This window comes from Micrococcus sp. 63XJN7_6_ISO-PGPR-S23-444, from assembly GCF_058072765.1.
Genome location: NZ_CM176516.1, coordinates 1,812,077 through 1,833,371 on the forward strand (window position 1 = coordinate 1,812,077; position 21,295 = coordinate 1,833,371).

17 protein-coding genes and 1 tRNA gene are annotated in these 21,295 nt (G+C 74.4%); 7 read left to right on the forward strand and 11 right to left on the reverse strand.

Annotated elements, in window-relative coordinates:
* Positions 1–41: 41 nt before the first annotated feature.
* Together AC3RJ9_RS08335 and AC3RJ9_RS08340 are read right to left on the reverse strand one after the other, a co-directional pair.
* Positions 42–1,301 carry a cystathionine gamma-synthase gene (locus AC3RJ9_RS08335; protein WP_206495894.1) on the reverse strand — a complete coding sequence of 420 codons (1,260 nt, stop codon included), beginning with the start codon at positions 1,299–1,301 and terminating at the stop codon, positions 42–44.
* 61 nt (positions 1,302–1,362) lie between these two features.
* Complete coding sequence (locus AC3RJ9_RS08340; RefSeq protein ID WP_095346304.1) at positions 1,363–2,928, reverse strand: pyridoxal-phosphate dependent enzyme; 1,566 nt, start codon at positions 2,926–2,928, stop codon at positions 1,363–1,365.
* A 162-nt stretch (positions 2,929–3,090) separates the two neighbouring features.
* On the opposite strand from AC3RJ9_RS08340, the gene AC3RJ9_RS08345 reads away from it, so the two are divergent.
* The gene (locus AC3RJ9_RS08345; protein ID WP_036383886.1) at positions 3,091–4,119 is read left to right on the forward strand and encodes a DNA-3-methyladenine glycosylase family protein; all 1,029 of its coding nucleotides are present in this window, start codon (positions 3,091–3,093) and stop codon (positions 4,117–4,119) included.
* A 205-nt stretch (positions 4,120–4,324) separates the two neighbouring features.
* Positions 4,325–4,789, forward strand: coding sequence for a hypothetical protein (locus tag AC3RJ9_RS08350; RefSeq protein ID WP_036383888.1), 465 nt, complete (start codon positions 4,325–4,327; stop codon positions 4,787–4,789).
* Between the two features lie 15 nt (positions 4,790–4,804).
* On the opposite strand, the gene AC3RJ9_RS08355 is transcribed toward AC3RJ9_RS08350, so the two are convergent.
* Together AC3RJ9_RS08355 and AC3RJ9_RS08360 are read right to left on the reverse strand one after the other, a co-directional pair.
* Complete coding sequence (locus AC3RJ9_RS08355) at positions 4,805–6,589, reverse strand: AMP-binding protein (RefSeq protein WP_036383891.1); 1,785 nt, start codon at positions 6,587–6,589, stop codon at positions 4,805–4,807.
* A gap of 220 nt (positions 6,590–6,809) precedes the next feature.
* Positions 6,810–6,891 (reverse strand) — tRNA-Tyr (locus tag AC3RJ9_RS08360).
* A 209-nt stretch (positions 6,892–7,100) separates the two neighbouring features.
* Between AC3RJ9_RS08360 and AC3RJ9_RS08365 the strand changes: the two genes are divergently transcribed.
* Positions 7,101–7,589, forward strand: a complete 489-nt coding sequence (locus AC3RJ9_RS08365) for a YajQ family cyclic di-GMP-binding protein (protein WP_036383893.1) — start codon at positions 7,101–7,103, stop codon at positions 7,587–7,589.
* 40 nt (positions 7,590–7,629) lie between these two features.
* Positions 7,630–8,133, forward strand: a complete 504-nt coding sequence (locus AC3RJ9_RS08370; RefSeq protein ID WP_036383920.1) for a hypothetical protein — start codon at positions 7,630–7,632, stop codon at positions 8,131–8,133.
* 208 nt (positions 8,134–8,341) lie between these two features.
* Here AC3RJ9_RS08370 and AC3RJ9_RS08375 read toward each other — a convergent pair whose 3' ends face one another.
* Together AC3RJ9_RS08375 and AC3RJ9_RS08380 are read right to left on the reverse strand one after the other, a co-directional pair.
* Positions 8,342–9,637 (reverse strand): MFS transporter, encoded by a 1,296-nt coding sequence (locus AC3RJ9_RS08375; protein ID WP_036383922.1) that lies wholly within the window; start codon positions 9,635–9,637, stop codon positions 8,342–8,344.
* 41 nt (positions 9,638–9,678) lie between these two features.
* A complete protein-coding gene (locus tag AC3RJ9_RS08380; protein WP_206495895.1) occupies positions 9,679–11,097 on the reverse strand; it encodes an FAD-dependent oxidoreductase in 1,419 nt (472 codons plus the stop codon).
* Between the two features lie 142 nt (positions 11,098–11,239).
* On the opposite strand from AC3RJ9_RS08380, the gene rarD reads away from it, so the two are divergent.
* From rarD to AC3RJ9_RS08395, 3 genes are read left to right on the forward strand one after another with little or no spacing between them, the layout of a single operon-like run.
* Entirely contained in the window at positions 11,240–12,259 is a 1,020-nt protein-coding gene (gene rarD, locus AC3RJ9_RS08385) for an EamA family transporter RarD (RefSeq protein ID WP_044659539.1), read from the forward strand.
* Positions 12,260–12,268: 9 nt separating this feature from the next.
* The gene (locus AC3RJ9_RS08390) at positions 12,269–12,763 is read left to right on the forward strand and encodes a hypothetical protein (protein WP_036337079.1); all 495 of its coding nucleotides are present in this window, start codon (positions 12,269–12,271) and stop codon (positions 12,761–12,763) included.
* The gene (locus AC3RJ9_RS08395; protein WP_036337071.1) at positions 12,760–13,257 is read left to right on the forward strand and encodes an HIT family protein; all 498 of its coding nucleotides are present in this window, start codon (positions 12,760–12,762) and stop codon (positions 13,255–13,257) included. The genes AC3RJ9_RS08390 and AC3RJ9_RS08395 overlap by 4 nt, the downstream gene beginning before the upstream one ends.
* A gap of 43 nt (positions 13,258–13,300) precedes the next feature.
* On the opposite strand, the gene AC3RJ9_RS08400 is transcribed toward AC3RJ9_RS08395, so the two are convergent.
* From AC3RJ9_RS08400 to AC3RJ9_RS08420, 5 genes are all read right to left on the reverse strand, one after another.
* Entirely contained in the window at positions 13,301–14,365 is a 1,065-nt protein-coding gene (locus AC3RJ9_RS08400) for a polyprenyl synthetase family protein (protein WP_036337060.1), read from the reverse strand.
* Positions 14,362–15,762 carry a geranylgeranyl reductase family protein gene (locus AC3RJ9_RS08405; RefSeq protein WP_095346300.1) on the reverse strand — a complete coding sequence of 467 codons (1,401 nt, stop codon included), beginning with the start codon at positions 15,760–15,762 and terminating at the stop codon, positions 14,362–14,364. The genes AC3RJ9_RS08400 and AC3RJ9_RS08405 overlap by 4 nt, the downstream gene beginning before the upstream one ends.
* Positions 15,759–17,702 carry a 2-succinyl-5-enolpyruvyl-6-hydroxy-3-cyclohexene-1-carboxylic-acid synthase gene (gene menD, locus AC3RJ9_RS08410; protein WP_095346401.1) on the reverse strand — a complete coding sequence of 648 codons (1,944 nt, stop codon included), beginning with the start codon at positions 17,700–17,702 and terminating at the stop codon, positions 15,759–15,761. Before menD ends, AC3RJ9_RS08405 begins: the two co-directional genes overlap by 4 nt.
* Positions 17,703–17,818: 116 nt before the next feature.
* Positions 17,819–19,948 carry a PhoX family protein gene (locus AC3RJ9_RS08415; protein ID WP_174233337.1) on the reverse strand — a complete coding sequence of 710 codons (2,130 nt, stop codon included), beginning with the start codon at positions 19,946–19,948 and terminating at the stop codon, positions 17,819–17,821.
* Positions 19,949–20,175: 227 nt separating this feature from the next.
* Entirely contained in the window at positions 20,176–21,249 is a 1,074-nt protein-coding gene (locus AC3RJ9_RS08420) for an o-succinylbenzoate synthase (RefSeq protein WP_206495896.1), read from the reverse strand.
* Positions 21,250–21,295 lie beyond the last annotated feature (46 nt).

Sequence of the window (21,295 nt, forward strand, 5' to 3'; positions counted from 1 at the left end):
CTCCCCACCCGTGCGCTAGACCTCTGGCGGACGTCGGCGGGTCAGAGGCTGCCCAGAGCCCGCTCCAGGTCCGCCACGAGGTCCTCGGCGTCCTCGATGCCCACCGACAGGCGCAGCAGGTCGTCCGGCACGGCCAGCTCGGTGCCGGCCACGGAGGCGTGGGTCATCTCCGCCGGGTAGTTCATCAGCGACTCGATGCCGCCCAGGGACTCGGCGAGCTGGAACAGGCGGGTCGACTCGGCCACGCGGCGGGCCGCCGCGGCGCCGCCGGACAGGCGCAGCGAGACCATGCCGCCGAAACCGCGCATCTGCCGCTGCGCGAGCTCATGGCCGGGGTGGTCCGGCAGCCCCGGGTAGAGCACCTGGGAGACCTCGGCGCGGCCGGTGAGCCACTCGGCGACCGCCTGGGCGTTGGCCTGGTGACGGTCCATGCGCACCCCGAGCGTCTTGAGGCCGCGCGTGGTCAGGTACGCGTCCATGGGCCCGTTCACGGCCCCCGCCGCGAACTGCTGGAACTTCACCTGCTCGGCGAGTGCGGCGTCCGGGATCACGAGCGCCCCGCCGATCACGTCCGAGTGGCCGCCGATGTACTTCGTGGTGGAGTGCACCACCACGTCCGCGCCGAGGGCGATCGGGGACTGCAGGTACGGCGTCGCGAAGGTGTTGTCCACCACGAGCAGGGCGCCGTGCGCGTGGGCCGCCTCGGCGACCGCGGCGACGTCGGAGATCTTCATCATCGGGTTGGACGGGGTCTCCAGCCACACCATGACCGGCCCCGTGGCGGCGGCGCGCTCGACGGCGGCGGCGACCTGCTCGGCGTCCCCCATGTCCACGACGACGTGCTCCACGCCCCAGGGGGCGAGCACGCGGGAGATGAGGCGGTAGGAGCCGCCGTACACGTCGTTGCCCAGCACGATCGTCATGCCCGGCCGGCCCGCGCCCATGATCAGCGCGGTCTCCGCGGCCAGGCCGGAGGCGAACGTGAGGCCGGTGGCCCGGGGCGCGCCGGACTCGTCGACGCCGGCCTCGAGCGCGGCCAGCTGCTCCTGCAGCGCGTCCCGGGTGGGGTTGGTGCCGCGGCCGTAGTCGTAGCCGCGCCGCAGCTCGCCGACGGCCGTGGGCGCGTACGTGCTCGAGAGGTGGATCGGCGGGACGACGGCGCCGAACACCTCATCCAGGTGCTGGCCCGCGTGCACGGCGCGCGTGCCGAAGCCTCCCCCCCGGGGGTGGGCGGCGGCGTCTTCGGCGCCGGTGTCGGGGGTGGTGGCGTGCGGGTCCTCGTGGACGTTCTGCTCGGTCATCTCAGGAGCCTCCTCGGAGAGATCGGGTCGGGTGGGGCGGGCACGGCCGGCGCGGCCGGCCTCAGGCGGTGACGTGGGCGAGGACGTCGTGCAGGGTGACGACGCCCTGGACGCGGCCGGCCTCGAGCACCAGCAGCACGGGGTCCTGGGCGAGGCGGCGGGCGACGGCGCGCAGCGGGGTGCGCGCCCCCAGGCAGGGCAGCACGGGGCCCATGACGTCGGCCACGGGGGTCTGCGCGGTGGCCCGCCCCTCAGCGAGGGCGTCCGCGAGCGCGGCGGTGGAGACGGTGCCGCGGACCTCGCCGATCCGCAGGTCGTGCCGGGGCTCGAGGATCACGGGCAGGGCGTCGACGCCGTACCGGTTCATGGTCGCGACGGCGTCCGCCACCGAGGTGGTCGGGGCCGCGGTGACGAGGGTGGGCACGGATCCCGGGAACAGGTCGGCCTTCTCGGTCAGCAGCTCCCCCGCCGTCGCGGACCAGCGGTCGGTCTCGGCGGGGGCGCCCGCGCGGGTCGCCGGCTCGGCGTCGGCGTGCTCGAGCACCTCGACGGGCGTTCCGGCCCCGCCGGCGGCCCCCGTGGCGCCGTCGTCGTCCGTCTGCGGGACCGCCGAGCGGGTGCGCCCGCGCGCCCACGCCGGCAGCACGGTCTCGCGGACGTCGTAGTCGAAGCCGCGCTCGTCCATCCACGGGTCGTTGAAGATCTTGGCGAGGTAGCCGCGGCCCGAGTCGGGCAGCACGATCACCATGACGTCCTCCGGGCCGAGCTCGCGGGCGGCGCGCAGGCCGGCCACGACGGCCAGACCGGAGGAGCCGCCCACGAGCAGGCCCTCCTCGGCGGCGAGGCGGCGGGTCATGGCCAGGGCCTCGGCGTCCTCGACGGCGATGACCTCGTCCGGGACCGCGGGGTCGTAGTTGTCCACCCACATGTCCTCGCCGACACCCTCGACGAAGTAGGGCCGGCCGGTGCCGCCGGAGTACACCGAGCCGCTGGGGTCCGCGCCGATCACGCGGACGGGACCGGACGGGCGGTCCGCCGAGACCTCCTTGAGGTAGCGGCCGGTGCCCGTGATGGTGCCGCCCGTGCCGGCGCCCATCACGACGTGGGTGACGCGGCCGGCCGTGTCCTCCCAGATCTCGGGGCCGGTGGTCTCGTAGTGGGAGGCCGGGGCGGCGGGGTTGAAGAACTGGTTGGGCTGATAGGCCCCGGGGATCTCCCGCACGAGGCGGTCGGCGACCCCGTAGTAGGACTCCTCGGACGTCGGGTCCACGGCGGTGGGCGTGACGACGAGCTCGGCGCCGTACGCGCTGAGCACGTCCCGCTTCTCCTGACCCACCTTGTCCGGGGTGACGAACACGGTGCGGTAGCCCTTGAGCTGCGAGACCAGGGCCAGCCCTACGCCCGTGTTGCCCGAGGTGGGCTCCACGACGGTGCCGCCCGGGCCGAGCAGGCCCTCGCGCTCGGCCTCCTCGATCATCTTCAGCGCGATGCGGTCCTTCACGGAGCCACCGGGGTTCAGGTATTCGACCTTCACCAGCACGGTGGCCTCGATGCCCTCCGTCACGGAGTGCAGCTTCACGAGCGGGGTGTGCCCGATCAGCTCGAGGACGTTCTCGGCGTACTGCATGGGCTGCGCAGGGGTGGGCGCGGGGGTCTGTTCAGTCACGCACCCCACGCTACGCCAGGGGCCGGACGCCGAAGGAGGGCCCCGGACACGCGGGGCAACGCCCGGCGTGCGCGCCGTCACGGCCGACGTCGTCCTGTCCGGGCCCGGGTGTACGGTGCGGGCATGATCGCCCCGGACGCCGAGCGCCGCGTACGCGTGCCCGTCCCCGTGGACGTCGCGCTCACCCTGCGTCCCCTGCAGCGCGGCGCGGCCGACCCCACGGTCCGCGCCACACCGCAGGGCGTCTGGCTCACCCTGCGCTCCCCCGCCCCGGACGCGGCGTCGGGCGGGCCGGGCCGGCCGACGTCCTTGCTGGTCTCCGGCGCCCGGGAGGCCGCAGGGGGCGGCACCGCGGTGACGGCCCGCGCGTGGGGCGCGGGCGCGCGCACCGCCGTCGCCGACGTGGAGCGTCTGCTCGGCCTGCACGACGACGGCTGGGCCGCCTTCGACGCCCTGCTGCGGCCGGACTCCGGCGCGCCCGCGCTGCCGCGGCACGTGCGCGAGGCGCGGCGGACGCGGGCCGGGCTGCGGCTGCCGGCGGCGGGCGCGCTGTCCCGGCAGCTGCTCACCGCCGTGCTCGAGCAGAAGGTCACCCACGACCAGGCGCGGCACGGCTGGCGCACCCTCGTGCGGCTGGCCGCCCGGATCGACGACGACGGGCCCGCCCCCGGCCCGGTGCCGCCGGGGATGCTGCCGCCGCCGACCCCGGCCGCCGTCCTGCGGATCCCCTCGTGGGACTGGCATGCGCGGGCCTGGGTGCAGCCCTCCCAGTCACGGACCATGCTGGAGGTCGCCCGGCGGGCCGCGAGCATCGACCGGCTCGGCGACGCGGTCGCCCCCGGGGACACGGCCGGGGTGGCCGCGCTGGCCCGGCGCCTGGAATCGGTGCCCGGGATCGGGCCGTGGACCACGGCCGAGGCGCTGCAGCGCAGCCACGGGGCGGCGGACCTCGTCTCCGTGGGCGACTACCACCTGGCGCAGTACGTGGGGCAGGTCCTCACGGGACGCCGGACCGACGACGCCGGGATGCTCCGCCTGCTCGCGCCGTGGGCCGGGCACCGGCAGCGGGTGGTGCGGATGATCGGGCTCTCCGGAGAGCGCAAGCAGGGGTTCGGACCCAAGCTCGCCCCGGCCGACCACCGCGCCCACTGACGCGACGCCGGATCGGCCGGGGCCGTGCCGGCGCGTCCGCGCGGCCCCTCCACTCCTGCACAGGCCACTGCTCCCGGCGCGTCCTCCCCAGCCCCGGCCGGGCCCGACCGGCCGACCGCCCCGGGTTCCTAGCGTGGGCGATGCCGCCCCGGCCGGTGCGGCGCCGCCGGGACCCTGATGAGTCCCCACCCGGGAGGAGACCGCCATGACCACCGCCTTCGAGCCCCGCCCGCACGCCGCCGCCGCCCCGCGCGAGCCCGACCCGCACGGCCCCGGCACGGCCGGCTCCCTGCGTCCGGGCGCGCGCGGCTCCGTGCTCATCGTGACCCGCCATCCCGACCCGGACGAGGCCATGCGGCACGCGATGGCCTGGATCACCGCCTTCGAGGAGGACTGCGGCCTCGTGCTGGACACGGACGAGACCGCGCTCTACGCCGTCGGACGGGCCGGTGACCTGGGCGAGGCCCTGCGCCGCGGCCCCCTGGTCCACGAGGACGGCAGCCCCGCCGACACCTCCGCGTTCGTGGACGCGGTGCTCACGGACGGCACGTGGCGCCTGCGCGACGCCGACCCGCGGGCGTGGTCGACCACGTACCGTGCCGCCATCCTGGGCGCCGCCCCCGAGGCGGTCTGCACCATCTGGGACGTGTTCCCGCTGCCCGCCGCCTGAGGGTGACGGCCGCCGTCAGCCCACGCTCTGGGCCTGGGCCTGGGCCTGGGCCTGGGCCTGGGCCTGGGCCTGGGCCTGGACGACCTTCGCGCCCTCCTCGCGCAGCTCGACCTTGCGGACCTTGCCGGAGACGGTCATGGGGAAGGCGTCGAGCACGCGGACGTGGGCCGGGATCTTGAAGTGCGCGATCCGGCCCGCGGCGAACTCGCGGACGGCGTCCACCGTGAGCGGCTCGACGCCGTCCTTCATGATCACGCAGGCCATGAGCTGCTCGCCGTACTTCTCATCCGGCACGCCCACCACCTGGACGTCCTGGATGTCCGGGTGGGTGTAGAGGAACTCCTCCACCTCGCGCGGGGAGATGTTCTCGCCGCCGCGGATCACGAGGTCCTTGATGCGGCCCTCGATGCGCACGGAGCCGTCCTCGTCCATGGAGGCGAGGTCGCCGGAGTGCATCCAGCCGTCGGCGTCCAGCACCTCGGCGGTCTTCTCGGGGGCGTCCCAGTAGCCGAGCATCACGGAGTAGCCGCGAGTGCACAGCTCGCCCGTGGCCCCGCGCGGGACGACGTCACCGGTGGCGGGGTCCACGATCTTCGTCTCCACGTGGGGCATGGTCCGGCCGACGGTCTGGGTGCGCACCTCCAGGGAGTCGTCGCGGCGGGTCATGGTGGACACGGGCGCGGTCTCCGTCATGCCGTAGCAGATGGCGACCTCGGACATGTGGAACCGGTCGATGACCTTCTTCATCACCTCGACGGGGCACGTGGAGCCGGCCATCACGCCGGTGCGCAGCGTGGACAGGTCCAACGCGTCCGCCTCAGGCCGGGCGAGCATGGCGATGAACATCGCCGGCACGCCGTACAGGCTCGTCGCACCGGTGGCGGCCACAGCCCGCAGCGCCGAGACCGGCTCGAAGCTGCGCGCCGGGATGACGGCGAGCGAGCCGTGGGAGACGGTGGCGATCACGCCGATCACCATGCCGAAGCAGTGGAAGAACGGCACTGGGATCACCACGGTGTCCTCCTCCGTGTAGCCCAGAAGCTCGCCGATGTGGAAGCCGTTGTTCAGCACGTTGCGATGCGTCAGCGTGACGCCCTTGGGGAAGCCGGTGGTGCCCGAGGTGTACTGCAGGTTCACGGGGTCCGCCGGCCCGGTGGCGGCCTCGCGCACGGCCAGGTCCTCGTCCGAGACCCGCGCGGCCTCGGCCAGGAAGTCGGCCCACGTGCCCTCGGCCACGGGATCGGCGGCGTGTCGGCCGGCCACGTCGCCGGCCTGCACGTGCGCGTAGGCGTCCTCGCCGCTCCCGGCCGGCAGCATGATCAGCTGCCGCAGGTGCGGCGCCGACTCACGGGCCACGGCGCGTGCGGTGGCGGGCGGGTCCATGCGTGCGTCCGCGCAGGCCACCACCAGCCCGCGCATGTCGCACTGCTCGACCACGTAGGTCAGCTCGTGGGCGCGGTACGCCGGGTTGAGGTTCACGAGGATGACGCCGGCACGCGCCGCGCCGTAGAGCAGCGAGACCCACTCGGCGACGTTGGGGCTCCACATGCCGATCCGGTCCCCCGCCTCGTAGCCCGCGGCCATGAGCGCCTTGGCCACCGTCACGGACTCCTCACGCAGCTGCCCGTAGGTCCAGGTGCGGCCGGTGGCCGGGTCCCCGTCCGGTCCACACTCCAGGAGCGCGGCGCGGTCGGCGAACCGGCGGGCGGTGTCGTCGAGGTTCTGGGCCAGGGTCTGCTCGAGCAGCTCGACGTCGGTCGGTCCCTGGGTGAAGGACTCGGGGGCGGTGGACTCGGTCATCGGGCGCTCCTCGCGGATGGTCGGGCGACGCCGCACGGCGTCACGATGCAGGGCCGTGCCGCCACCGGACCGCACAGGGCATCGGGTGTGACACGGACCACAGGCAGGCTACGTCGCCTGGCGGGAGGCCGCCACCTCCCGGGGCGGGGACACGGGGGGTGCCACGGCCCCGGACGGCAGAAGACCCCGGGACCGTGTGGTCCCGGGGTCTTCGTTCCGGTGGCAGATACTGGATTCGAACCAGTGAAGGCAATGCCAGCTGATTTACAGTCAGCCCCCTTTGGCCGCTCGGGAAATCTGCCGTGCCACCCGGCGGCTGCCGGGCGTCTCGAGGACGACCGCACCGGCCGGGCGAGAGTCGACTGTACAGCATCCCCGCGCCACGCCGCCAATCGGCCCGGGACCGCGTCCGCCGTCCCCGGTAGGCTGGCCCGCAGAGCGCCCGGCGCGGCCCCGCAGTGGCCGTCGTCGACGGGCGCACCCCGTCCGCAGACCCTGAAGGAGAGCACCCGTGGCCAGCGATTCCACGTTCGACGTCGTCAGCAAGGTGGACAGCCAGGAGGTGTCCAACGCCCTGAACCAGGCGCAGAAGGAGATCGCCCAGCGCTACGACTTCAAGGGCGTCGGCGCCGAGATCGACTTCTCCGGCGAGAAGATCCTCATGAGGGCCTCCTCCGAGGAGCGCGTCAAGGCCGTCAAGGACGTGTTCGAGTCCAAGCTCGTCAAGCGCGGCATCTCCCTCAAGTCCCTCGACGCCGGCGCCCCGTTCGCTTCCGGCAAGGAGTACCGCATCGAGGCGACCATGAAGGAGGGCATCGACCAGCCCACCGCGAAGAAGATCACCAAGCTGATCCGCGATGAGGGCCCCAAGTCCGTCAAGGCCCAGATCCAGGGGGACGAGCTGCGCGTGTCCTCCAAGTCCCGCGACGACCTGCAGTCGGTCATCGCGATGCTCAAGGACTTCGAGGACGCGGACCTGCAGTTCGTGAACTTCCGCTGATCCGCACGCCGCCTCCCCTCCGATCCCACCAGGAGTCCCCATGCTGTACCTGATCGACCCTCGCGGGGCCGTGTGGTCCGCCGACACCACGATCGGCCGGGCGCGGGCCCGGGCCCGCGTGGACGGCCGCCCGGTCGACGACCTGAAGTTCGCCAAGGCCGCCATGCTCCTGACCTTCGACGACCATGTGGACCTCGCGCTGCGTCACGGCGTCGCCGCCCCGCGGGGCCTCCTCCTCGACCACGGGTTCGTGGCCCAGGTGCTCGCCCCCGCGAACCTGAAGGCCCAGCGCGCCAACCAGGACGCGATCGCCGAGCAGCTCGCGGTGGTGGAACGTCGCACGGAGGACGTCGGATCGCTGCGCTCCCACCGGCACGCGGCCGCCTACGAGGGCGCGGACCAGAGTCTGGAGCGCCGCATCAAGAAGGCGGAGGAGGCGGCCCGCGAGACGCTCCAGGCGGCCCCGGACGAGGACCTCGTCCGCCACTGGACGCGCCTGGGTGGCGCGGTCCCGGCCACGCTCCAGGCCGGCCGCGACCGCTGACTCGCCGGCCGCCGTCGTCGTGGTGGCTCCCGCGGAGGGCGGCTCAGGCCGCCGCGAGCCAGACGTTTCGGCGGTCTCGCGGCCCGATCTGCAGCAGAATCATCTGGCTCACGGGCAGAAACGTCGGGCTCGGCGCTCCCTGGTGATCCCCGGCGCTCGCTGGCTCGCAGCCTCCCGCCTCGCCACCGCCACGGAACCCCGCGCCTGCTCAGGGCGTGGGGTTCCGGGCGTCGTAGCGCAGGAAGCCGGGCTGCCACCGCATCAGCGCGCTCACGCCGAGCATGCACAGCACACCGCCGGCCAGCAGGGTCGGCCCCTCCCCCAGGACCACGGACGCACCGCCGGTGATCAGCTCGCCCAGGCGCGGCCCGCCCGCCACCACGACGACGAACACGCCCTGCAGCCGGCCGCGCAGGTGGTCCGGGGTCGCGGACTGCAGGATCGAGCCGCGGAAGACGCCGGAGAGCGAGTCCGCGGCCCCGCCCACCGCCATGCACAGCGCGGCGAGGGCGAACGCGAGCGTGAGGCGGGGATCGCCGTCGGGCAGCGACTGTGCCCACCAGACCACGCCGCCGAACGCGGCCACCGCCCCGCCCCACACGAGGATCGAGACGTACACGCCCCAGCCCTGCGCATGCAGGCGGGTGAACGGAGCGGAGAACAGCCCCGCGAGGAACGCGCCCGCCGCCATCGCGGCCAGCAGCACCCCGACGGCGGCCTCACCCCCGCCGAGCACCACGGCGCCGATGGCGGGCAGCAGGGCGCGCGGGAACGCCGTCGTCATGGCCACGATGTCCGCCAGGAAGGTCATCCGCAGGTTCGGTCGCGAGCCGAGGAAGCGCAGGCCCTCGACCACCGAGGCCAGGCCCCCGCGCGTGCCCGAGGCGGCCGCGGCCTCGGCCTGCTGCGGCGGCAGGGACGGCAGCCGCCACACGGCGTACAGGGCGGCCAGGAAGGTGACGACGTCGATCGAGTAGGTCCACGCGTAGCCGACCGCCGCCACGAGCACGCCGCCCAGCACGGGGCCGACCATGAGGGCCACGGAGAACGTCATCATGTTCAGCGCGTTCGCCGCCGGCACGAGCGGCAGGCCCACGAGCGCGGGGATGATCGCGCCGCGGGTGGGCTGGTTGATGCCGGACGCGCCGGAGTGCAGGGCCACGAGGGCGTACAGCACCGGCACCGACTCGAGCCCGGCCCAGGCCTGCGCGGCGATGCCGACCGTGGTCAGCCACATGACGGCCGAGGAGGTCAGCGCGACGCGGCGGCGGTCGTGCCGGTCCGCGATCGCGCCGCCGTACAGGCCCGCGACCACGAGCGGCACGAGCGCGGCGAGGCCGAGCAGGCCCACCGCGAACGAGGAGCCGGTCAGGGCGAACACCTCGAGGGACACCGCCACGAGCGTGAGCTGCGTGCCCACGTACGCGAGCGTGTTGCCGAGCCACAGCCGCCGGTAGGCGGGTGAGACCCGCAGCGGGGTGATGTCGAGGAGGAGGCGGGCCACCCCGGAAGCCTAGCGCCGGGGCGGCCAGGGCCCGCCCCGGATCAGGCGGTCGGGACGGAGGCCCCGTCGCGGGAGATGCGGGTCATCTCCTCCCGGTCCACGACCTTCACCCGCTCCCGCGCCACCGGCCCGGCCTCCGTCGCCTGCGCACCCAAGGACTTCTCATGCTCATCCAGAGCATGCCAACCAGCCCACGTGGTGTACGGGACCTCACGGGACTCGAGCAGCTCGATCACGGACTCCTCCGACGGCTCCTGGGCCGTCCACAGCCCCGGCTCGTCCTCGATCAGATGCTTGATCGTCTCCAGGGAGTCACCCTTGGTGTGCCCGATCAACCCCACCGGGCCCCGCTTGATCCACCCCGAGGCGTACAGGCCCGGCACGGGGGCACCGTCCGCGTCGAGCACCCGGCCTTCCGCGTTCGGGATCACCCCGCGCACCTCATCGAACTCCACCCCCTCCACGGGCGAACCGAAGTAGCCCACCGCCCGGTAGATCGCCTGCACCGGGTAGTCCACGGTCTCGTCCGTCGGGCGGACCCCACCGGAACCGTCCAGCTCCATTCGGCGCATCCGCAGGCCGTCCACCCGGCCGTCGCCGTCCTCGTCCAGGAACTCCTCGGGGGCCTGCAGGAAATGCAGGTGCAGCCGACGCGAGGCGCTCTGCTGACGGTCCTCCTGCTCCATGAGCCAGTTCGTCAACGTGCCCACCATGGTGCGGACCTGGTTGTTCTCCTCGATCGCCTTCTCCGAGGCCGCATCGAAGTCGAAGTCCTCCTCGTACAGCACGATGTCCACATCCCGGGAGTGCGCCAGCTCCCGCAGCTCCAGCGGGGTGAACTTCACCTGCGCCGGCCCGCGCCGACCGAACACGTGCACGTCCGTGACCGGGGAAGCGGCCAGGTCCCGGTACACGTTGTCCGGGATCTCGGTGGGCAACAGGTCCTCGGCATGCTTGGACAGGATCCGGGCCACATCCAGGGCCACGTTCCCGTTGCCGATCACCGCCACCTGCGTGGCCTCCAACGGCCAGTGCCGCGGCACATCCGGGTGCCCGTCGTACCAGGACGCGAAGTCCGCGCCACCGAATGAGCCGGCCAGCTCGACGCCGGGCACGTCCAGGGCCGCGTCGCGCACAGCCCCGGTGGAGAACACGATCGCGTCGTAGTGCCGACGCAGGTCCGCCAGGCTCAGGTCCGTGCCGTAGTCCACGTTCCCCAGGAAACGGATGTCCCCGCGGTCCATGACCTTGTGCAGCGCGGTGACGATGCCCTTGATGCGCGGATGGTCCGGGGCCACCCCGTAGCGGATCAGACCGAACGGGGCCGGGTACCGGTCGAACAGGTCGATGCTGACACGGAAGTCCCGTTCCTCCTTGGTCAGGATGTCCGCCGTGTACACCCCGGCGGGTCCGGCACCGATGATGGCGATGCGCAACGGGCGGTCAGGGCGAGCGGTCACGGCGGGTGGGTCCTTTTCGACGACGGCGGGGCACGCCGGCGGAGCGCGGGGCAAGGCCCGGCACCGGCGCGCGGGATCGACCCCCCAGTCTACCGCCGTGACCGGGAGGAACCTGGGTGAGAGTGCTCACCCGGACCGTACAGTGGTCCGCGTGAGCCCCTCCTCCCCCGCTGTCCGGCCCGGCGTGACCCCCGACGGCGCCGCCCCCGACACCGGCGCCCTGCCCACCGTCTCCCCCGCCCCGGCCGATGACCCGCGTGGGCTGGCCCTCGGCTTCACCGCCTACTTCGTGTGGGGCCTGCTGCCGCTCTACATGGCGGTGCTCGCGCCCGCCGGGGCCCTGGAGATCGTGGTGGTGCGCATCGGCTTCGCCCTGATCTTCTGCCTGCTGCTGCTGACCGTGATGCGCCGCCTGCGCGAGCTGGGGACGGCGCTGGCCACGCCCGGCCGCTGGGGCACCACGGGTCTGGCCGCCGGAATCATCGCGGTGAACTGGCTGCTGTACGCGGTCTCGGTCACCACGGGCAACGTGCTCCAGGCGTCGCTGGGCTACTTCATGAACCCGCTGGTGAATGTCCTGCTCGGCGTGCTCTTCCTCGGGGAGCGGCTGCGGCGGGGCCAGTGGGTGGCCGTCGGGATCGCGGTGGCCGCCGTCGTCGTGATGTCCGCGGCGATGGGGCAGGTGCCGTGGATCGCGCTCGGGCTGGCCACCTCGTTCGGGCTCTACGGCTTCGTGAAGAAGCGCTTCCCCTCCCCCGTGCACGCGGTGACCGCGATGACCGCCGAGACCGTGGTGCTGATCCCCGTGTTCGTGGTGGGCAGCGTGCTGCTGGCGCAGGCCGGGCTGCTCACCACCGTCACCGAGGGGCCCGGCCACTTCTGGCTCATGGCCGGGCTCGGCGTGCTCACCGCCGTTCCGCTCATCCTGTTCTCGGCGGCGGCCCGCTCCCTGACGCTGACCACGCTCGGGATGCTGCAGTACACGGCGCCCATCCTGCAGTTCCTCGTGGCGGTCACGGTCCTCGGCGAGCAGATGCCCGCGGCCCGCTGGGCGGGCTTCGGGCTCATCTGGCTCTCGCTGGCGGTCTTCACCCTCGACCAGCTGAACGCCTCCCGCCTGCAGCGTCGGGCGGTCCGGGCCGGGCAGGGCGCGCACGCCTAGACTGACGACATGCCCGCCAAGCCCCCCGCCCCCGTGTACCTCCCGGCCTTCCAGCGGCTCGTCCCGGACCTGCTGGGCGACGCCTGGGCCGAGGACGACGGCCTCTCCCCGGCCGACGTCGACGCCCGACTGGCCCAGTCCCCCGCGGCGGAGCAGCTCGGTGCCGGGCTCATGATCCCGGCCGCCCTGCGCGAGTTCTACCTCGCCCTGGGCAACTGCGGCGACCTCATGGAGACGGACCACTACGTGTGGGACCCCGAAGACCTCGAGGTGCGGGACGGCTTCCTCATGTTCCTGGAGGACGCGGACGAGACGGTCGTGTGGGGCCTGCCGGTGGACAACCTGGCGTTGCCGGACCCGCTGGTGTGGCGGCGCTCCGCCGGCGCCGACGCGCCCGAGGGCGAGTGGCAGGACGAGGGCGGCACCTTCAGCGAGTTCCTGACGGACCTGCTCGCGTGGACCTTCGAAGACCCCGAGGACGACGGCGAGGGGCTGGACCGGTGACCACGCCCGCCCCGGTCTCCCACGCCCCGGACGACTACGTCTGCCCGTTCTGCGGGCTCGTGGCCGGCGACGTCTCCGACCCGGGCAACCGGTGCGAGCTCGGGGACACCGTCTACCAGGACGAGGACCTGCTCGTGCTGATCGCCGTGGACGGGTTCGGCGACCACGAGGGCCACGCCATGGTCTGCCCGGCCGAGCACTACGAGAACCTCTACGACCTGCCCCCGCGCGCGCTGCAGCGCATCGCCCTGATGGCCCAGCAGGTGGCGCTGGCCATGAAGCGCGCGTGGGCCCCGGACGGGGTCTCCACGCGCCAGCACAACGAGCCCGCCGGCAACCAGCACGTGTGGCACTACCACCTGCACGTGTTCCCCCGCTTCGAGGGGGACATGCTCTACCGGCAGCTGCGCCACCCGGTGGCCCCGGAGGTCCGCGCCCGCAAGGCGCGGGAGCTCGCGGCCGCGCTGGACCCCGCCCCGACCCGCCTGGACTGAGCGGCCGCCCCGGATCGAGGCGGCGACGCCTCCGACCGCGGCGTCAGGCCGAGCGCCCGACCACGTAGTCGGCGAACGCCTCGAGCGCCGCCTTCACGGCGGAGTCCGGCAACGGGGTGAGCGCCTGCTTCGCCTGTTCCGCCCAGTCACGGGTGATCGCCCACGCCTCGTCGATGGCGGGGTGGCCCGTGAGCGCGGCGACGGCGGCGGCCAGCTGCTCGTCCGAGTCGAGCGGCCCGTCCACGAGCGCGCGCACCCGGTGGGCGTCCTCGGCCTCCGGCCCCTCGCCCTGCGCGGCGCGGGCCAGCAGCAGCGTGGTCAGGGTGGGCACGCGCTCGCGCAGGTCCGTGCCGGGGACCTTGCCGATCCGCTCGGCGTCGCCGGTGAGGTCGATCAGGTCGTCGGCGAGCTGGAAGGCCAGGCCCACCTTCTCGCCGTAGGCGCGCATCACCTGGACGGCGGCCTCGTCGGCTCCGCCCAGCAGCGCGCCGAGCATGCCGGCCGCGGCGATCAGCGAGCCGGTCTTGCCGGAGAGCACCGCGTAGTAGTGCTCGATCGGGTCCGCACCCTCGGCCGGGCCGCGGGTCTCCCACAGCTGGCCCTGCACGAGGCGTTCGAAGGTGTCCGCCTGGATCTGCACGGGCCGCGGGCCGAGCTCGGCCATGAGCTGGGAGGCGCGGGCGAAGATCAGGTCGCCGGCCAGGATCGCCGCCGAGTTGCCCCACAGCCGGTGGGCGGCGGGGGCGCCGCGGCGCACGGGGGCCTCGTCCATCACGTCGTCGTGGTACAGCGTGGCCAGGTGCGTCAGCTCCATCACGACGGCGGCCTGGCGGGCGGGCGCGTCCACGTCGGCGACCTCGCCGGAGGCCAGGGCGGGGTCGCCCAGGAGGGAGGCGAGCACCGTCAGGACCGGACGGACCCGCTTGCCGCCGGCGGCCAGCAGGTGGTGGGCGGCGGTGTCGGAGAAGAGGTCGTCGAAGCCGAGGGCGCTGTCCAGCTGCTCCTCGACCTGCTCGAGCGCGGTCAGCACGACCTCCAGGACACGGCCGTGCTCGGCGAGGGGTTCGAAGCCGGAGGGCAGGGCGAAGCCGGGGTCTGCGGTGGTCACCGGGCAAGCCTACCCAACGGCGCGCCGCCCGCGGTCGTCAGCGCGGGGGTGAGCGCCTCGAGCACGCGGACGGCCCGGTCGACGGCGTCGCCGCCCCGCGCGTCCACCGTGTTGCCCATGACCTTCACCGCGGCCCGCAGCAGCGGGGGTGCGGCCATCCCGGCGCCCAGTGCCGCCTTCATCACGCGCGGATCGCCGATCAGGCGGGCGAACCGGGCGCCGAGGGCGAAGTGTCGGCCCCACAGGTGCTGGGTGATCACCGGGTAACGGGACAGGATCGCGTCCGCGGCGCCGTCGGTCCCGGCCGCGTGCGCCTGCACCGCCAGGTCCGCGGCCAGGCGGGCCGCCTCCATCGCGAACCCGATGCCCTCGCCGTTGAACGGGGAGACCATGCCGGCCGCGTCGCCCACCAGGAGCATGCCCGGCACGTGCTGGGGGGTGCGGTTGAACGCCATCGGCAGGGCGGCGCCGAGGATCCGCGAGGTGCGCGTCTGCTCGGCGATCCCCCAGTCCGCGGTGAGCGCCCCGGTCCAGGACTTCAGCAGCCCGCGGTAGTCCAGCTTCCCGAACTGCGGGGAGGTGTCCAGGATGCCCAGGCCCACGTTCACGGTGCCGTCCGCGAGCGGGAACAGCCAGCCGTAGCCGGGCAGCGGGTTGCCCTCGGCATCCGGCAGGCGCAGCCAGGACTCCATCCACTCCCCGCGGTCGCCGGGCGGGGCGGGGATCGCCCCGTCGACGGCGGCGCCGGCGGTGTAGTAGGCCCGCACGGCCACGCCCATGGGCCGGTCCTCGCGGCGGTGCAGGCCCGCGGAGACGGCGGCACGGGCGGAGACGCCGTCGCACGCGAGCACGATCGGCGCGGTGAAGCGGGCGGTCTCCCCGGTCTTGCGGCCGTTCGGCGCGATCAGCTCCGCGTCCAGCCCGACCACGCGTCCGGCCTCGTCCCGCACGACGCCGGTGACGGCGTGCCGCTCGCGGACCTCGGCGCCGCGGGTGCGCGCCAGGTCCGCCAGGAGGGCGTCGAAATCGCGGCGGGTGCGCGTGAGCGCGTAGTCCGGCCAGGTCTGGGTGGGCGCCCACGGCACGTCCACGCTGCGCTCGCCCGCGCGCAGCCGCAGGCCGCGGATGACGCGCCAGCCGCCGTCGTCGCCGGGCTCGCCCCGGTGGGGCACGCCGAGCAGCTGCAGCTCCCGGACCGCCTGCGGGGTCAGGCCGTCGCCGCAGACCTTCTCACGCGGGTGCGCGGTCTTCTCGAGCACCACCACGTCCAGCCCCGCCGCGGCGAGGTGGGCGGCGGCGGTGGCGCCGGCGGGGCCGCAGCCGGAGATCAGCACGTCGGCACGGCGCACGACGGCGGGGGTCGAGTCGGGCGCGGGCGACGTCGGCGTGTCGGTCACTGGGGGGCCTCCTCGGCGGCGAGCTCGGCGGTGGGCGGGGCGGGGGCCGGGCCGGCGTCCGGCGCGGGGTCCGGGACGGGGCACGCCGGCGGGAACGTGGCGCGCACCGCCGCGGCCAGGGCGGCGGCGACGCGCGGGCGGTCGGCGCGGTCGCAGCGGATCTCGAGCAGGCGCCGGCCCCGTACCGGGTCGGCGAGGGCTCGGACGAGGTCGACGCGGTCGGTGACCCGCGTGTGCGGGACGCCGTACGCGGCGGCCAGGGCGGCCAGGTCCACGCCGTGCGGGGTGCCGAAGAGCCGTTCGACGGGGTCCGCCATGCCGGGCGCCTCGGCCACGGCCCCGTGTTCGAGGCTCGCGAAGATCGCCCCGCCGTCGTCGTTGACGACCACGAGGTCGAGGTCCGGCTCGGTCTCGGTGGGGCCCACGAGCAGGCCGCCCGCCTCGTGCAGGGCGGTGAGGTCGCCGAGCAGGGCCACGGTCCGCCGTCCGCGCGCCAGTGCGACGCCCGCGGCCGTGGAGACGGTCCCGTCGATCCCGGCGAGCCCGCGGTTGGCGTACACCTCCGCGTCCGGCGCCGAGGGGGGCCGCCAGGTCAGGTCCACGTCCCGGATCACCGAGGACGAGCCCAGCACGAGCGGGCCCCGGACCATGGCGGCGCTCACGTGCGCCACCGTCTGCGGGCTGAGCCGGTCGCCGGCGTCGGTGGTGACGAGCACGTCCTCCACGGCGGCCTGGGCGCGCATCGAGGCGTGCTGCCACGCGGCGAGCCAGCCGGGCTCGCCCTGCCCGGCGAAGGCGGCGAGCTCCTCGAGGGTCTCCACGGGCGTCTCCCGGCGCCGGCCCGGCTCGAACCACGGTGCGGGCTCGGGGGCGTGCAGGGCCGTGGCGACGTCGGGGCGGGCCAGCAGGGCGTTGACCGTCCGGGTGAGCGTGGGCCGGCCGAACAGCACGACCCGTTCGATGCGGGCGGCCAGAGGGTGTGCGTCCGCGTCGCGCCCGCCGGCCGCGCCCAGCAGGAGCGGATAGGCGGCGATGGCGTTGGCGGAGAACCGCGCGTTCGAGGACGGCTCGGCCAGCAGGGGCAGGCCCAGGGACAGCGCGAAGGCGGCGGCCGCGGGGCCGGCGCCGTGACAGGCCAGCACGACGGTGCGCCGCTGGTCCAGGCGGGCGACGTCCAGCTCGGGCAGACCCGAGAGCACCGCCCCGGGTGCCCGGTAGGCCGACGCGGCGGCGGGGGCCGGACTCGCGCCGGACGGGGCGACGGCCGGAACAGGGGCGTGCGGCACCGCGGCGGCGGCGCCCATGGCGGCCGCCTCCTCAGGGCTCGGCACGAGCGGATCGCGGAAGTGCAGGTTCAAATGGACGGGTCCGGCCGGGGCCTCTGCCATCGTCACCGGACCGGGCCCGCCGTCGTCGGGACCGGTCTCGGCGACGACCCCCTCGGCCGCCAGCAGGGCCCGGCGCACGGTGGCCCGCACGTGGCGCAGATGCTGCTCGGCGTCCACGCCGTCGGCCCCCTCGCAGCCGAGGGAGGCGGCATGGCGGACGTGCGTGCCGAACACATCCCTCTGGCCCGTGGTCTGGTTTGCGCCGGTGCCGTGCAGCTCGGGCGGACGATCCGCGGTCAGCGCGATCACGCGCGTGCCGGCGTGGAAGGACTCCATCAGGGCGGGCAGCAGGTTCCCGACGGCGGTGCCCGACGTGGTCAGCACGCCCACCGGGCGCCCCGAGGCCAGCGAGAGCCCGTGGGCGAGGAAGCCGGCCGAGCGCTCGTCCACCCGCACGTGCAGGCGGACCTCGCCGGCGCGCTCGAGGGCCGCGAGCGCGTAGGCCAGCGGGGCGGAGCGGGAGCCGGGGCAGACCACCGCGTCCCGCATGCCGGCGTCGATCAGGGCGGTGGCGACGGCGCGCGCCACGGAGAGGGAGTCGACGGAGGTCATGGTGGCCACCAGTCTAGGCCCGGGCGCGGACGGGCCCCGGACGCGGCGAGGCCGCCACGGTGACGCGGTGGCGCCGGCCGTGACGGCCTCGTCGAGGGTCCTCGCGGAGGCGGGGGTCAGCCCTTCGGGCCCTTGCCGTTGCCCTTGCCGTTGTTGCCCTTGCCCTTGTTGCCCTTCTCCTTGCCGGCGCCCTTGCCGATGCCGTTGTTCCCGGTGGCGTTGAACACCTGGACGACGCTCGGACGCGGGGCCGCGACCTTGTCGCCCACCTGGACCGGGCCGGTCGGGCTCAGGAAGTCCGGGAAGTAGGAGGTGTGCGCGCCCCAGGTGCCGTCCTCGCCCGGGTGCTGGACGTTGACGAACACGGAGTTGTCGCGGTCGTGGATCACGGGGCCGCAGGTCTCGGCGTCGCGGGGGACAGCGAGGAACTGCTGGACGCGGCCGCGCTCGGCGCCGTCGAGGGTGACCTTGTGCAGCGCGTCGGCGTAGCCGATGGTGCCGGGCTGGCCGTCGGTGGAGATCCAGAGGTTGCCCTCGGAGTCGAACGCCAGGTTGTCCGGGCAGGAGATCGGGGAGACCTTCTCCTTCGGGTAGCCGGCGAAGTAGGCCGAGGAGGAGACCGCCGGGTCGCCGGCGAGCAGCAGGATGACCCAGGTGAAGGTGGTGGAGGTGTGATCCCCGCCCCGCTCGGTGATCTCGATGACGTGGCCGTCGCGGTTGCCGATGACCGGGTTGGCCTCGTCCACGGCGGTGCGCTTGGTGTTGTTGGTCAGGGCCGCGTAGACCTTGCCGGTGACCGGGTTGGTCTCGACGTCCTCCGGACGGTCCATCTTGGTGGCGCCCATCTTGTCTGCCGCGAGGCGGGTGTAGACGAGGACCTCGGCCAGGGACATGCCCGGGACGAAGGACGTCTTCTCGTCGGCCAGGGCGATCCACTCGCCGGAGCCGTCGAAGGCCCCGTCCGAGGGCAGGGTGCCCCTGCCGTCGATCTGGGCGGCCGGGGAGTCGCCGGAGAACTTGGCCACGTAGAGGGTGCCCTTGTCCATCAGGCGCATGTTGTGCTTCTTGTCGCCCTCGCGGACCTTCTCGGCCGAGACGAACTTGTACAGGTAGTCGTGGCGCTCGTCGTCGCCGGAGTAGACCACGGCGTGGCCGGACGGGGAGATCACGGCGGTGCCGGCCTCGTGCTTGAAGCGGCCCAGGAGGGTGTGCTTCACGGGCGTGGAGGTGGGGTCCTCGGGGTCGATCTCGACGACCCAGCCGAAGCGGTTGGCCTCGTTCTCGTAGCCGGGCTTGGTCAGGTCGAAGCGGTCGTGGACCTTCTCCCAGCCACGGCGGGTGGCGGAGGCGGAGATGCCGTAGCGCTTCTCCTCGGCGGTGCCGCGACCCTTGAAGTACTGGTTGAAGTTCTCCTCGCCGGAGAGCACGGTGCCCCACGGGGTGGTGCCGCCGGCGCAGTTGTTCAGGGTGCCCAGCACGCGGGTGCCGGTCGGGTCCTCGACGGTCTTGAGCAGCGCGTGGCCGGCGGCCGGGCCGCGGACCTCGAACTCGGTGGTGCCGGTGATGCGGCGGTTGCGGCGGCCGCCGCGGACGTACTCCCACTGGGCGCCGCGCTTGGCGCGCTTGAGGTCCACGATGGACAGGCCGTGGGCCTGGAGGCCGACGTTGACGACGTCCTCGAAGTTCGAGGCGACGTACTCCGGGGAGAACATGATGTTCTCGTTGGTGTACTCGTGGTTGGAGACGAGGTAGCCGGAGCGGTCGTTGCCGCCGTCGGTGATGATGTTCAGGTAGTCGTTGTTGTAGCCGAACTGGGCGGCCTGCGACGCACCGGTCTGGTGCTCGATGTCGAACTCCGGGGAGTCGGCGAACAGCGGGTCGCCCCAGCGGATCACGGTGCCCCAGTCGTAGCCCTCCGGCACGGTCATGGTGTCCACGGTGCGGGTCACCGGGGCGATGGGCTCGAAGGGGAGCTTGCCGCCGCCGGTCGGGCGCCGGCCGTTGTCCGCGAGCGCCTCGGGGGCCTGGGCCACCTGGGAGCCGATGACGACGGCGGCGGCGAGACCGGTGCCGCCGACCAGGGCGGAGCGGCGCGAGATGGCGGTCTCCGCGATCTGCTGGAAGGTCGGGTTCGCCGAGGTGTTGGGCACCGGGTGGGCGCACGCGTTGCCGCACTTGAGCTCGCACGTGACGGCGGAGCGGTTGCCACGGGTGTGGCCGGCCATGGGGAGGAGGCGCTTCAGCATGACGGGGTCCTTCGCGTCGTGGGGATGGTCCGGGATCCGGTGCCGGGCCGGAGACGACCCCGGGGTGAGACCGACCGGGGCCGCCATCACCCTGGCCCCTCGCTCCGAGCGGGGAGCCACGCCCAGGTGGCCGCGAGTTGAACTCTTCCCGGCCGCCGGATTTCGTCCCGTCGGCGTGCTGTAATCCGTCTCACATGCCCCGCGCCGACGGGGACCGGGCGGGCCCGTCAGCCCTGCGCGGCCAGCACCGCGTGGGCCGCTCGCACGCGGTCGGCCCACCACGCCTGCCGCGCCCCGTCCGCCCGGACGCGGTCGAGCAGGCCCGGGTCGGGAGCGGGTGCCCGCTCCCCCGGTGCCGGGAGGGCCCCCGCGCGGGGGCCCCAGGCCGGGGCGACGACGTCGTGCTCGAAGAGGGCCGCGGTGCCGAGCCCGCATGCGTGCGGCAGGGACGGCAGGCAGGCGGCGAGCGCGGCGCCGCCGGCAATGCCCACGGAGGTGTCCAGCGCTGAGGAGACCACCGCGGGCAGCCCCGCGGCCGCCACGATCGCCGCGGCCCGGCGCACGCCCCCGAGCGGCTGGACCTTCACCACGATCAGGTCCGCGGCCCCGGCGGCCGCGACGGCGAGGGGGTCCTCGGCCTTGCGGACCGCCTCGTCCGCGGCGATCGGGGTGGGGACGCCCCGGGCGCGCAGCTCCGCGCGGACCTCCGCGAGGTCGGTGATGCCGGGCACGGGCTGCTCCGCGTACTCGAGGCCCACGTCGGCCAGCGCGGTGAGCACGTCCACGGCCTCGGTGGGCGTCCAGCCGGCGTTGGCGTCGACGCGGACCTGCGCGTGGGGCAGCAGCGCGCGCACCCGCCGCACGCGGGCCAGGTCGGCCTCGCGGCTGCCGGGGACGAGCTCGCCCTCGGGGCCGTGCTCCGCCACCTTGACCTTGACCGCGGTGATGCCGTCGCCGTAGCGGGCCAGGACGGCCTCGACGTCGTCCGCGGCCACCGCGGGCACGGTGGCGTTGACGGGGACCGTCTCGCGGACCGGGGCGGGCCAGCCCTGCCAGCCGGCCTCGATCGCGGCGGCCAGCCACGCGGCGCACTCGTGCGGACCGTACTCCGGGAACGGGGAGAACTCGGCCCAGCCCGCCGGGCCGCGCAGCAGCAGGGCGTGGCGCAGGTCCGTGCCGCGGAACCGCACGCGCATCGGCAGGGCGACCGCGACGGCGTCGGCCAGCAGCTCCTCGATGCTCGGCAGGGCGGGACCGCCCGGCGCGCCGGGCAGCGGGGGCAGGGCGGGGGCGGTGCTCATGCGGCCAGTGTAGGAAGGGCGCTCGGCTCCCGTTCCGACGGGCGCC

Bases quoted from the DNA above. Each gene is read 5' to 3' on its own strand.
- AC3RJ9_RS08335 (WP_206495894.1), bottom strand. From the start codon at position 1,301: ATGACCGAGCAGAACGTCCACGAGGACCCGCACGCCACCACCCCCGAC.
- AC3RJ9_RS08340 (WP_095346304.1), bottom strand. From the start codon at position 2,928: ATGCAGTACGCCGAGAACGTCCTCGAGCTGATCGGGCACACCCCGCTC.
- AC3RJ9_RS08345 (WP_036383886.1), top strand. From the start codon at position 3,091: ATGATCGCCCCGGACGCCGAGCGCCGCGTACGCGTGCCCGTCCCCGTG.
- AC3RJ9_RS08350 (WP_036383888.1), top strand. From the start codon at position 4,325: ATGACCACCGCCTTCGAGCCCCGCCCGCACGCCGCCGCCGCCCCGCGC.
- AC3RJ9_RS08355 (WP_036383891.1), bottom strand. From the start codon at position 6,589: ATGACCGAGTCCACCGCCCCCGAGTCCTTCACCCAGGGACCGACCGAC.
- AC3RJ9_RS08370 (WP_036383920.1), top strand. From the start codon at position 7,630: ATGCTGTACCTGATCGACCCTCGCGGGGCCGTGTGGTCCGCCGACACC.
- AC3RJ9_RS08390 (WP_036337079.1), top strand. From the start codon at position 12,269: ATGCCCGCCAAGCCCCCCGCCCCCGTGTACCTCCCGGCCTTCCAGCGG.
- menD (WP_095346401.1), bottom strand. From the start codon at position 17,702: ATGACCTCCGTCGACTCCCTCTCCGTGGCGCGCGCCGTCGCCACCGCC.
- AC3RJ9_RS08415 (WP_174233337.1), bottom strand. From the start codon at position 19,948: ATGCTGAAGCGCCTCCTCCCCATGGCCGGCCACACCCGTGGCAACCGC.
- AC3RJ9_RS08420 (WP_206495896.1), bottom strand. From the start codon at position 21,249: ATGAGCACCGCCCCCGCCCTGCCCCCGCTGCCCGGCGCGCCGGGCGGT.